This is a genomic window from Mycoplasmopsis arginini (assembly GCF_900660725.1).
Taxonomy (GTDB): Bacteria; Bacillota_I; Bacilli_A; order Mycoplasmatales; family Metamycoplasmataceae; genus Metamycoplasma; species Metamycoplasma arginini.
In genome coordinates, this window is record NZ_LR215044.1 from 549,942 (window position 1) to 562,790 (window position 12,849).

Consider the following 12,849-nt stretch of genomic DNA (forward strand, 5'->3'; position numbering starts at 1 on the left):
ATTATGAATAAAGTTATTTTAGTTGGAAGATTAGCTGCAAAACCATTTAAGGGTTTGACATCTTCTAATATTGAATATTCGAGATTTACAATTGTTGTAACAAGAAACTATGCTGCTCCAAATTCAGAACCTATTTCAGATTTTATTCCTTGTGTAGCTTGAAGAAGCAATGCAACATTTATTAACAAATTTATGGATAAAGGTTCATTAATGTTAATTGAAGGAACTTTCCAATCTTCTAAAACAACTGATCAAAATGGGCAAACTGTAAATAATTATGTAATAAGTGCAGATCGAATACAATCACTAGAAACAAAAGAAGTTTCTGAATCAAGAAGAAAAAATAACCTTAAAGAATTTAGTATTTCTAATGAAGAAAATAAAACTACCGCTTCATCAAGTGAATCACAAAGTGAAAATGAAGAAACCGAAGCAGCTTATGATGGTTTATCTTGAGATTTTTAATAGGAGATAAATATGGCAAGAATTGTTCGTAAGAAATTGTTCGTTCGTAAACGTCCATGTCAATTTTGTTCAAGTAAATCACCTGTTAACTACGTTGACTATAAAAATGAAGAACTATTATCAAAATTAGTAAATCTACAAGGAAGAATTATTTCTTCAAGAATCACTGGTACATGTGCAAAACACCAAAGAGCAGTAGCTTTAGCAATCAAAAGAGCTAGATTAGTTGCTATCTTACCTTACATTGGCCCAGTTAAAAGAGAATTTGTTAAAAAAGATGCTGTTAAAGAATCAAAACAAGTAGTAGAAAACACTGCTACAACACAAGAAACAAAATAAATTTATTTTCAAAAAAAAGTGCGCAGTAAGTGCACTTTTTGTTTAAAAATTTTAAAATTTAATCTTACTATAAATTAAAAATATAAAATTAGTATAATTAAAAATATAAAATAAATAAAGGATATTATGAAAAAATTCAGAAAATTAGGAATTGAACAGTTTTTATTATCTTTATTATCAATTCTTGGAGTTGCTTTTTTTATAACTGTTTTAGTTTTAACAGTAACATACCAAAAAGAAATGCAAGATAAATATAACGTCAAAAGATACGAAGAGCTTATAACACTTATGATAAAAAGTGAAACTGAAAAAATGGCCTTATTTACAGTTTTATTTTGAAGTTCATTAGGTACAATGTTATTTTTTTTAATTGCTGGAATAAGTGTTAATATTGCAGCTGCTGTCACTTCATTTAAGCACAGTAAAACTTGCTTTTGATTATCTTTAGCAGGAATTTTATTAACAAGATTTTTCGGTTTAATTAGTGGTTCAATATTAATTGGTTTATCTTTCAGAAAAGAATAATAAACAAATTAGACAAAACAACACAAACTATAAGAATTCTTTCTTATAGTTTTTAATTTCAATTATAATTAAATACATGAAAATTAACTTAGCAAATCAATTAAGACCAATTACATTAGATAATTTTATTTGTTCTGATTCAAAACGAAAATTATTTGAATCAATTATAAAGAATAAAGATTATTCATCATTCATTTTTTATGGTAAACCAGGTTGCGGAAAAACTACTATTGCTAATATTTTGGCGAATGAAATTAATGGGAATTATGACTTCTTTAATGCCGCAATTGACAAAAAAGAAGATTTGCTAATTAAAATAAAGAATAATGACATTTTAATAATCGATGAAATTCATAGACTAAATAAAGATAAACAAGACATTTTACTTCCATATTTAGAAGATGGTTTTATTACAATTTATGCAACAACAACTGAAAATCCATACTTTAAATTAAATCCCGCCTTACGTTCAAGAGCGCATATAATTGAAATGGATTTACCAAGTTTAAACGACATTAAAATAAGACTATCTGAAATTGCAAAAAAAGAGAAAATGCTTTGATTAGAAAATACTGACATTCAAACCTTTATAGCAAAGCAAGCTAATGGAGATTTTCGTTCGGCTATCAATATTGTTGAGTTAATTAGTAAATTGCAAAATAGCAAAGATATTACTTTAGACACAATAAAAAAAATTATTCCTTCTATTAATTTTGTTAGTGATAAGGATGGGGATAATCATTATGATTTGCTAAGTGCCTTTCATAAATCGTTGCGTGGTTCAGACCCAGATGCTGCTCTTTATTGAGGATTATTGATTTTAAAATCTGGTAATACAGATGATTTATTTCGTCGAATGTTGTGTGCCTCGTATGAAGATGTGGGCTTAGCAAATCCAATGGTAGGTGTTCAAACTCTTTCAGCAATTGAGGCTTTTGAAAGATTAGGATTACCTGAAGGTTATTTATCTATTGGTTTTGCAATTCTAAATATAGCTTTAAGCCCAAAATCAAATTCAAGCTATTTGGCTATAGAAGCAACCAAAAGAATTCTAGATTCCAACTTTATTTTTCAGCCACCAAATCATTTAAAAGACGCTCATTATAGTTCGGCAATTAAATTAAATCGTGGAATTAATTACAAATATCCTCATAATTTTCCAAACAATTGAATAGAACAACAATATTTACCAAACGAGATAAAAAGCCAAGAAATATATACATATCAGAATCAAGGGTGAGAAAAAAAGATTAAAGAATATTGAAACAAAATTAAAAACACTAAGGAGAAGTAGAATGTTTGATTTAAAAAAAATAAACAATTTAGAAGATTTAAAATTAGCCAAAAATCAATTTAACAATTCTTCAGAATTAAAAACATTAATGGAACAATTAAAAGTTGCAGATAAAAGTTTAAAGCCTGAAATTGGAAAGAAAATTCAAGAACTTAAAAAAGAAGCGGAAGATTTTTTTGAAAAAGCAAAGGAAAAGATTAACCAAATTGAAATTCAAAAACAACTTGAGAATGATTTTGTTGATTTTGCTACACCTGTTGAATTTGAGGGCTCAATTCATCCAGTAAATTTGATTTCAGAAAGATTTAGGGAATGACTATTATTTAACGGATATATTGAACTTAATTATTCTGAAATTGAAAACGAGAAATATAACTTTGAAAATTTAAATATTCCTGCTTCGCATCCAGCAAGAGAAATGCAAGATTCTTTATACTTAAATAAAAACGAATTATTAAGAACTCATAACACTGGAATTAGCGCACGTGCTTTAGAAAGATTTGTTAACAGTGAATTTTCACAATTTACTATTGGAAAAGTTTATCGTAATGATGAAGAAGACAGAACTCATACACACCAATTCACTCAATTAGACTTAGTAAGTATTGGGAATGTTTCTTTTGCTTCATTAATGTATACTTTAAAGGAAATGCTTTCTTATGTTTTAGAGGAAGAAATTAAAATCAGATTACGTCCATCTTATTTTCCTTTTACTGAACCAAGTGTTGAGGTTGACATCTTTTTTAAAAACAGATGAATTGAAGTGCTAGGAGCTGGAATGCTTAATGAAAAGGTTTTAAAGGCTGCTGGATATTCAAATGAGATGAATGGTTTTGCTGCGGGAATTGGTATAGAAAGAATTGCAATGATTAAATACGGAATTGAAGATATTCGTGAACTTTATACAAATGATAAAAGATTTTTAAAACAATTTAAATAAGGAGAAAATATGTTATTTTCATATAAAACGCTTTGTAAATTAGCTAATTTAAAAACAGTAACAATAGAAGACGTTGTTGAAGCGATTAATTCTATTGGTTTTGAAGTAGAAGAATATCATAAATTTTCTGAGGTTGAAGGAATTAAAATTTGTAATGTTTTAAAAACTTATAAGAATCCTCAGGCAGATAGATTAACTGTTTGCGAAGTACAATATGGTGATGGTCATAAGGCAATTATTCAAACTACAGCAACAAACATGAAAGAAGGACAGTATGTTATGTCTTTTGTTCCTGGTTCACGTAGTAAAGATATCGTTTTTGCGCCAAGAAAAATGCAAGGAATTATATCTGAAGGAATGTTTGTAAGTTTAACAGAATTAGGCTTTGACCCTGAAATTGTTCCAAAAGAATTAAATGAAGGAATTTTTCAACTAGATAAAATTGATTTGAATATTGATCCAATAACATATTTTGATTTAGATGATTACATTATTGATATTTCAATTTTATCAAACAGGGCCGATGCGCAATGCTACCTAGTAATGGCAAAAGAATTAGCTGCTTATTTTGATACAGATGTTAAATGACCAAAAAAAGCTAATCCAAACTTAATTTCAGATTTTGTTGTTAAAAATTTGAATAACACTCAAGCTTTTTCGTTAATTGAAGCTTCGAATACTAATTTAGGCTGTTCACTTCATGAACAAATGTTACTATGAAAACACGGTATTAAGACCTTTTCAAACGCAGTAGATTTAACCAATTTAGTTTTATTATTTGCTGGAGTTCCTTGCCATGTTTATAATAAAGAAGATTTAAAATCAAATGAATTTAGTGTTAATAATTTCAATGGTAAACTAAATATTCTAGGCAATAAAGAAATAGAATTTGATAATGCGCTTTGTGTTTACAACGGTTCTAATCCAGTTTCACTTGCTGCTACAATTGGTTTAGAAGAATATCAATTTAAGAAAGAAGCTAAAAAGGCTGTTTTTGAATTAGCATCATTTAACATTTTAAATATAAGAAAAAATTCTAAACAAATTAAAATGAATACAAATTCATCTCAAAGAGCAAGTAGGGAAATTTCGGACGGATCATTAGTCCTAGCTTATAATTTTTTATCTCAATATCTTACTGATTATTCAGCACAAATAAATGCACCTAAATTACATAAGAAAACAATTTTAATTGACAAATCTTACTTAAATAAATTTGCGGGTTTTAGCATTAATAAGACAAAAAAATATAATGATGTTATAAGCAAATTAGCTAGATTAGATTTTAAATTTAAGTCAGATTATTCAGAAGTTACTTTTCCAAACTATCGTTATGACTTAAATTCAATGCAGGATTTTGTTGAAGAAATATTTAGATTTTATGGTTACAACAACTTTCCATTAAAACAACCAAAATTAACGAGATTGAATTTTGAAATCAACAAAATTTATGATTATTACAAAACTTTAGCAAATAAAAATTACTCAAATGTTAGAACATATACATTAATTAAACCTGAAGATAATATTTTTAATCCTTTCAATATTGAAGAAGTTTTGAATGCTTCAGACTCAAAAAACTACGACCATTCACAAATTAGATTGTCTTTAATTCATAGCCTAAATGAAGTTTTAGTTTACAATAAAAAGCAAGGTTTTGAATATGGTTCTTATTTTGACATCGGAATGGTTGGAAGAGAAATGGATGTTTTAGGAATATGTTCGAACTTAAAAACTTTTGAAGAAATAAAACTAGATATTCAATCTTTAACAAATAAAACTCTTGACTTTAAAGAAAGTAAAAATATAATCTTTAATCCTAAAGCTTCTTGTGAAATTTATTTAGATAATGAGTTTATTGGTTACATAGCTAAAATTCATCCGCAGTTTATTAATTCTGATGCATTTTTTGCTGAAATTAAATTATCTAAATTAAGTAATAACAGAAAAACTTTTACTAATTATCGGCACGAACCTTTAAAAAATCGTGATATTACATTTGAATTAGAACAACACGAAAGTGTGAACGAAATTATTGAAAAAATCAAAACTATCAAAGGCATACATTCATACAAAATTATTGACATTTATCGAAAAGACAATAATTTGAAAACAGTTACTTTTTCATTTTTAATTGAAGATTGAGCAATAAAAAAATTAGAACAAGTTTTTGCAACAACTAAATAATTGTTGTTGCTTTTCTTTTAATTGATTTCGCTATTTTTTCCCAAAAATTGATAAAAAATAAATATATAATAAACAATATTAGTGGAGGCAAAATGAAAGAAACGGAAATAAAGAAAAATGTTGATATTGAACAGATACTAAGAGAAATCGAAAAAGAGTTTGGAAAAGAATCAATAATGCTTTTAGGAGAAGAACCAAGCATTATTCCTGAAACTTTTAGCTCAGGATCCTTAAATATTGACAATATTTTGGGAATTGGCGGATGACCTAAGGGAAGGGTTATTGAAATTTTTGGACCTGAAAGTAGTGGTAAAACAACGCTTGCACTTCACGCTATTGCTGAGATTCAAAAAACTGGGGGAATTGCTGCATTTATTGATGCTGAACATTCTATAGATCCAATTTATGCAAAGAATTTAGGAGTAGACATAAAAAATTTAATTTTGGCTCAGCCCAGTTCTGGTGAGGAAGCTTTAGAAATAGTTGATCGTCTTGCAAAGACTGGATCAATAGATTTAATAGTTGTTGATTCTGTCGCTGCATTAGTTCCAGAAGTAGAACTAAATGGAGAAATGAAAGATCAAACAATTGGAGCTCAAGCAAGATTAATGTCTAAAGCTTTAAGAAAAATTACTGGCACATTGTCAAAGAATAAAACCACAGTTATATTCTTAAATCAAATACGAGAAAAAATTGGAGTTATGTTTGGAAATCCGGAAACCACTGCTGGAGGTAAGGCTTTAAAATTTTATGCTTCAATAAGATTGGAAGTTAGAAAGAGTCAAAACATAACAAATAATGGCGATATTACAGGGAATCAAATTAAATGTAAAGTTGTCAAAAACAAATTAGCTCCGCCATATAAAAGCACTCAAATAGAAATAGTCTTCTCGAGAGGTATTTCAAGAGTGAATGAAATTATTCAATTAGCAGAAGAGTTTCAAATTATTTCAAGAAAAGGGTCTTGATATAACTACAACGGACAAAACATTGCTCAAGGTTTATTGAATTTATCTTTACTTCTACAAACTAATTTAGATTTATATAATGAAATATATAATCAAGTAATTGAAAAAAATAATAATAATGAATAAATAAGTAATCTTATTTTTCATTTTTTATTTTATTTACTTGTCTGTTTTTAATATAAAAAAATTAAATTATATATAATTTAAAACTATGAAAAAAGAAAATTTAAATATTTTGTTTCTTGGTGATATTTTTGGGACCCCCGGCATTGAGTTTGTATCTAAAAATTTAAAAGAAATTATTGAAAAGGAAAACATTGATTTTGTTATAGCGCAGGCAGAAAATGTTTCAGGTAGAAAGGGATTTATTCCAAAACATTATATTCAACTAAAAAAAGCTGGAGTAAATGCGTTTACTTTAGGGAATCATGTTTGAGCAAAATCGGAAATAATGGAAATTATTGAGAATAATGATTTAATTAGACCTATAAATATCGAAGAAGGATATCCAGGGTCAGGAATAAGATTTTTTGATGTTTTTGGAAATAAAGTTGCAATTATGTCATTTATGGGGATAACCTTTAATCCATTATTACAACCTTGAAAACAAGAATGTGCAAATAATTTTTTCGATAAGTTTGATGAAGCTTATAACAATAGTGATGCTGATTACTATATCATTGATTTTCACGCTGAAACAACATCAGAAAAATCAGTGTTTGGATTATATGTTGATGGTAAGGCTGATGCTTTAGTTGGAACACATACACATGTTCAAACAAATGATGCAAAAATTTTACCAAACGGAACATATTATTTAACTGATTGTGGAATGTGTGGACCTAGAGATTGCGCAATTGGTTCTAATTTCAAAGAAGTTTACGAAAAAATGAGATATGATGCAAGAAATCCTTTTAAGGTTTCAAATAACAAATGTCAATTAAACGGTGTTATATTTACATTAACTAAAAATAAAGAAAACAAAAAAATTAAATTAATTAATTTCTTGGAGAAATAATGGAAGGAAAAAAACAGATAATTAGAAAAAGTAATTTTTTGTTAAAAAAATATAATTTCCGAAAAAACATAATTAGTTATATTTATCAATTTGAGCTTTTTGGCAAAAGTTTAAATACTAAAGAAATTGTCGATAATAAATTAAACGAAATTACTAATGCTGAAATTCAAACATTAGAATTAATTGAAGCAAAATATCAGACATTAACAAACATTGCAAAAAAATTTATATTAGAAAATTGAGAATGAGAACGTATTAGTCCGCTTATTAGAGCAATTATTATTTTCGGAATATATGAATTAACTTTCAATGAAAGTAAAGTTGTAATTAATGAAATTATAAACATTACAAAACTTTTCTCACCAGGGGAAGAATATAAATTTGTAAACAAAGTTTTAGATAAAATTTCAAAACAAATAATTAATAAATAATATGAAGAAAACATTAAAAGAATTAATAAAAGAAAAATTTAATTTAGAAGATAAAAAAATTGATTCCTTGGCTATGCAAGGAAAAATTTTTATTAATAATGAAAAAGTGTTTTTAGCTTCTGTTAAAGTTGATGAGAACTGTAATATTGAAATCAAAGATAAAAGTAATAAATATGTTTCTAGAGGTGCATATAAATTAAGGGAAGCAATAGAAAAATTTGAAATAAAAGTTGAAAATAAAACTTGTTTAGATATTGGTTCATCTACAGGAGGCTTTGTTCAAGTTTTATTAGAAAACAAAGCAAATAAAGTTTATGCTCTTGATTCTGGTACAAATCAGTTAGATTTTTCTTTAAGAAAAAACGATAAAGTTGTAGTTTATGAAAAAACAAATTTAAAAAATATCAATGAATCTTTATTTAATGAAGTTATTGAATTAATAACCTGTGATGTTTCTTTTATTAGTTTAAAACATGTTTTTGAAGTGTGCAATAAAATTTTTTTAAATGGCACAAGGCTAATGGCTTTAATAAAGCCTCAGTTTGAGGCTAGCAGTAAATATGTTGAGCCTGGTGGTTATGTTCCCGAGCAACATCATGAGTACATAAAAAATAAGATTCTTCAAATAGCGAAAGAGAATAATTTTGTGTTAATTAAACCGATAATTAAAAGCCCTATTTTAGGAGAAAAATCTAAGAATATTGAATACTTATCTTTTTTTGAAAAACAAGGAGAGTAATAAATGAAAAAAGAACAAAGAGAAATTATTTTCCCAATGTTTAAAAATAACCCAGATATTATCTACTTAGATAATGCTGCTTTAACTTTTAAACCACAAGAAGTTATTGATAAGGGCACTGAATTTTATGAAAAATTTTGTGTATCAACACGAACAGCTGATTCTAAATTAGGAATCCAATTAAATACAGACTTGCAAAATGTAAGAAAGAGTATTGCTAATTTTGTAAATAGCGAAGAAGATGAAGTTATTTTTACTTCTGGAACAACAGAAGGCTTAAACATAATTGCTAGAATGCTATCTTTAATAATAAATGAAGGAAAAATTATTTTTACTTTTTTTAATCACTCATCAGCAATAGTCCCATTTATTGAAAATTTTAAAAACAAAAACGTTGATTTTAAATATTGTTTAGATCAAAAAGAAATAATAAATTCAATTGACAATAATACAAAAATCTTGGTATTGCCACAATTGAGTAATAACTTTCAAGTTGATTTTAATTTAGAAGAAATATATAAAAAGTGTAAAGAACACAACACCATTTTAATTAATGATGCTGCTCAGGCAATAGTGCACACTAAGGTTAATTTCAAAAATTGTGATGTTTTTGTTTTTTCAGGTAATAAAATTTATGGTCCCACTGGAACTGGAGCTTTAATTGTCAAAAAAGAATTATTAGATAAATTAAGTCCGACAAAATGAGGCGGCGGACAAGTTCAAAATATTTATGAAAACCGTAATTGAAATATGCGAAATACAATTAATAAATGAGAGCCTGGGACAGCAAATTTTGCCGGTATTTTACAATTAGGAAAAGCAATAACTTTTTTTAAAAAATTTAATATTCAAGAATTAGAGAAAAAAGAGAAAGAGCTAGCCTTGTATGCTTATGAGGAATTAAACAAAGTTCCTAATATTAAAATAGGATCAAACAAGGGGGATACTATTATTTTATTTAATATTGAAGGCGTTTCATCACAAGATGTTGCTTCATATTTAGGAAATAGAGATATTTATGTAAGAGCAGGCGCTTTTTGCGCTTACAAATTTAAAGAAGTTAATGATTATTCAAACTCATATGTCAGAGTATCACTAGCAATGTATAATAACAAAGAAGATATTGACAAATTAGTAAAAACGTTAGCAAATGGAGGCAACTTTATTGAAATCTTTTAATAACCAAGAAAAGCAAGCAATTATTTTTAATGCATATTCAAATCCACAATATAAATTAACAAATAAAACTAACAAAGGAATTTGCGAACATTCTTCCGTTTGTGTTGATGACCTTGAGTTAAATTTAATGTTTAAAAAAAATATCTTAATTGAGGCAAATTATTTTGCTGAAGGTTGTGCTATTTTTATATCTAGTATCGAAATAATGATTAAAGAATTGTTAAATAAGGATAAAAAACAAATTAATGATATTTTAGAAAATTATTTCAAACTAATCAATAAAGAAGAGTTAATTGATAATAATGTGGAATTGGGTCAATTAACTGTTTTTGAGAATGTTAAAATTCATTTAAATAGATTAGAATGTGCTTCGATTATATATCGTGCCTTTAAAAAAGGATTAAATGTCTAAGGTTATATTTCATATTGATATGGATTCATTTTTTGTAAGTTGTGAACGATCAAAAAATGAATCATTAATAAATAAACCAGTTGTTATTGCTTCAAATTTAAAGAGGGCGATAGTTACTGCAATGTCTTATGAAGTAAAAAACGCCGGATTTAAAACCGGTGATCCTTTTTATTTAGTAAAAGATAAAATAAAAGATTTAATTGTTATAGAACCTCATTATCAGTTATATTCTTTAATGTCTAAAAAAATTTTTAATTTTTTGGAACAGAATTTTTCTAAAAAAATTGAAATTTATTCGATTGATGAATGCTACTTAGATGTAACTAATGAGGTAAAGAATTTTGATTCGGTATTACAATTTGCAAAAACAATACAAGAACAAATTTTGAAAGTGTTTAAAATACCATGTTCTATCGGCATTTCATATACTAAATTTTTAGCAAAAATGTCAACAAATAAGGCTAAGCCGTTTGGTATTCTGCAAACAAAAAAGGAAGATATTGAAAAACATTTTTTTGATCTTTCTGTGAAAAAAATTTTTGGAATTGGTAAAGCAAGTGCTGAAAAATTAATTCATAACAATATAAATACTTATTCTGATTTGGTTAATTGTCAAAATGATGTTTTTTTAAAAAGTGTTTTTGGAAAAAACTATTTTATATTTATACAAAATTTAAAAGGTTTAAACATTACTAAAGAACATGTTTTGCCACATGAAGTTAAAAGTATTAGCAACTCAGAAACTTTTATGGTTGCAGATTCAAACGATGAAAATTATTTAATAAACGAACTAAAAAAAATAGTTAAAAATGTTTGTGAACGAGCAAACAATTCAAATCTCGAAGGTAATGAAATAACTGTCTCATTAATACAAAAAAATAAATTATGAAATAGCAAGCATAAAAAAATTGGTATTTGAACAAACAATTATGAAACAATTTGAAATCATGTTTTTTTACTTTTTAAAGAAATGTGAGGAGAAAACGAAATTAGAGGTTTAGGTATTGCTTTACGAGGCTTACGAACAATATTTAACAATTATTCTTCTCTAAATTTATTTGAACTAGATAATAAAAATATTATTGATAAAATAATAAATGAGCAAAACTTTTTAGAAGGCAAAAATCAATTAAAAACTTTATATCAATATAGCAAAGAAAAACAGATAAACACTGAAAATATAAAATTTTTAAGAAAAAATTCTAAAACAAAAAATAAAACGATTAACCTGGAGGAAAAATGAAAATAGGAATATATGGTGGTAGTTTTAATCCGATTCATAAGGGTCATATCGCATTAGCTAAATTTGCAATTGAAAACTTACAATTAGATAAGTTGTTTTTAGTTCCAGCAAATAAAAGCCCTGATAAAAAGGAAGTTGAATATGCCTCCAGCAAAGACCGTATTAACATGATTAATTTAGTTTTAGAAGATAAAATGATTCTTTCTGAATTTGAAATAAAACGTGGTGGTGTTTCTTACACTAAAGATACTATAAATTACTTTAAATCTAAATTTCCCAATGATGAATTATATTTTTTTATTGGAACAGATAATATTAATGGTTTAAATAAATGAGAAGGAATAGATTTAATGGCTAAACAAGTTAGATTTGTTGCTTTTCAAAGAGACAAAGAATTTTCTAAAATAAATGTTAAAAAATATAATGTTTTGTTATTAGATAATCCAATATACAAATATTCTTCTACTGATTATAAGAATGGTAATTTAGACATGGTCGAACCACAAGTACAAGAGTATATAGGTGAAAATTTCTTATATTTTGAAGAGATAGCAAAAGCATGACTTTTTGATAAAAATACTCCTAAAGGTGAACTTGATAGATTTTTACATTTAAAATGAACGGCTGAATTTGCTGCAGAATTAGCAAAACTTAATAATTACAGAATTAAATACGCATATCAAGCAGGAATGGCTCATGATATAACCAAAAAATGATCTGTAGAAAAATCATACGATTTTTTATCAAAATACGGCCATGACAAGAATAATTTAAAAGAATATGAACTTCATCAAACTACAGCTTATTATTGATTAAAGGATGTTTATAAATATAAGAATGAAGAAGTTTTAAACGCAATAAGAAAGCACACAACATTAGATTTTGAGCTAACTCTTTTAGATAAAATACTCTATGTTGCTGATAAAATAAGCAAAGGTAGGGCTTGAAGCGGAATTGAAAAATATAGAAAATTAAGTCTTAATAATTTAGAAGAAGGTTTTGCTGCTATTGTAACTAAATGTGCAGATTATGAAAGCAAGGAAAGAGGCGTTGTTTTTTCCAAAAAACAAAAAGAAATATATAAAAAATGAGGAAAATAAGTTCCTCAT

14 protein-coding genes are annotated in these 12,849 nt (G+C 26.5%); all 14 read left to right on the top strand.

The window, feature by feature from the left end:
• Window positions 1–3: 3 nt before the first annotated feature.
• The 14 genes from EXC38_RS02510 to EXC38_RS02575 all read left to right on the top strand — a co-directional run bounded on the left by EXC38_RS02510 (window position 4) and on the right by EXC38_RS02575 (window position 12,840).
• Window positions 4–465 (top strand): single-stranded DNA-binding protein, encoded by a 462-nt coding sequence (locus EXC38_RS02510; protein WP_129694688.1) that lies wholly within the window; start codon window positions 4–6, stop codon window positions 463–465.
• Window positions 466–477: 12 nt separating this feature from the next.
• A complete protein-coding gene (gene rpsR / locus EXC38_RS02515) occupies window positions 478–804 on the top strand; it encodes a 30S ribosomal protein S18 (RefSeq protein WP_129694689.1) in 327 nt (108 codons plus the stop codon).
• A 126-nt stretch (window positions 805–930) separates the two neighbouring features.
• A complete protein-coding gene (locus EXC38_RS02520) occupies window positions 931–1,329 on the top strand; it encodes a hypothetical protein (protein WP_129694690.1) in 399 nt (132 codons plus the stop codon).
• Window positions 1,330–1,405: 76 nt separating this feature from the next.
• Window positions 1,406–2,623, top strand: coding sequence for a replication-associated recombination protein A (locus EXC38_RS02525; RefSeq protein WP_129694691.1), 1,218 nt, complete (start codon window positions 1,406–1,408; stop codon window positions 2,621–2,623).
• Between the two features lies 1 nt (window position 2,624).
• Window positions 2,625–3,563 (top strand): phenylalanine--tRNA ligase subunit alpha, encoded by a 939-nt coding sequence (gene pheS / locus EXC38_RS02530; RefSeq protein ID WP_129694692.1) that lies wholly within the window; start codon window positions 2,625–2,627, stop codon window positions 3,561–3,563.
• A gap of 9 nt (window positions 3,564–3,572) precedes the next feature.
• Entirely contained in the window at window positions 3,573–5,750 is a 2,178-nt protein-coding gene (locus EXC38_RS02535; protein WP_129694693.1) for a phenylalanine--tRNA ligase subunit beta, read from the top strand.
• 92 nt (window positions 5,751–5,842) lie between these two features.
• Window positions 5,843–6,844 carry a recombinase RecA gene (recA, locus tag EXC38_RS02540; RefSeq protein ID WP_004416654.1) on the top strand — a complete coding sequence of 334 codons (1,002 nt, stop codon included), beginning with the start codon at window positions 5,843–5,845 and terminating at the stop codon, window positions 6,842–6,844.
• An 85-nt stretch (window positions 6,845–6,929) separates the two neighbouring features.
• Entirely contained in the window at window positions 6,930–7,736 is an 807-nt protein-coding gene (locus tag EXC38_RS02545) for a TIGR00282 family metallophosphoesterase (protein ID WP_129694694.1), read from the top strand.
• A complete protein-coding gene (locus tag EXC38_RS02550) occupies window positions 7,736–8,167 on the top strand; it encodes a transcription antitermination protein NusB (protein WP_129694695.1) in 432 nt (143 codons plus the stop codon). The genes EXC38_RS02545 and EXC38_RS02550 overlap by 1 nt, the downstream gene beginning before the upstream one ends.
• 1 nt (window position 8,168) lies before the next feature.
• Window positions 8,169–8,906, top strand: a complete 738-nt coding sequence (locus tag EXC38_RS02555) for a TlyA family RNA methyltransferase (protein WP_129694696.1) — start codon at window positions 8,169–8,171, stop codon at window positions 8,904–8,906.
• Between the two features lie 3 nt (window positions 8,907–8,909).
• Window positions 8,910–10,085 carry an aminotransferase class V-fold PLP-dependent enzyme gene (locus EXC38_RS02560; protein WP_129694697.1) on the top strand — a complete coding sequence of 392 codons (1,176 nt, stop codon included), beginning with the start codon at window positions 8,910–8,912 and terminating at the stop codon, window positions 10,083–10,085.
• The gene (locus EXC38_RS02565; protein WP_129694698.1) at window positions 10,072–10,497 is read left to right on the top strand and encodes an iron-sulfur cluster assembly scaffold protein; all 426 of its coding nucleotides are present in this window, start codon (window positions 10,072–10,074) and stop codon (window positions 10,495–10,497) included. The genes EXC38_RS02560 and EXC38_RS02565 overlap by 14 nt, the downstream gene beginning before the upstream one ends.
• Entirely contained in the window at window positions 10,490–11,746 is a 1,257-nt protein-coding gene (locus tag EXC38_RS02570) for a Y-family DNA polymerase (protein WP_129694699.1), read from the top strand. The genes EXC38_RS02565 and EXC38_RS02570 overlap by 8 nt, the downstream gene beginning before the upstream one ends.
• Entirely contained in the window at window positions 11,737–12,840 is a 1,104-nt protein-coding gene (locus tag EXC38_RS02575) for a nicotinate-nucleotide adenylyltransferase (RefSeq protein ID WP_129694700.1), read from the top strand. The genes EXC38_RS02570 and EXC38_RS02575 overlap by 10 nt, the downstream gene beginning before the upstream one ends.
• Window positions 12,841–12,849: the final 9 nt, after the last annotated feature.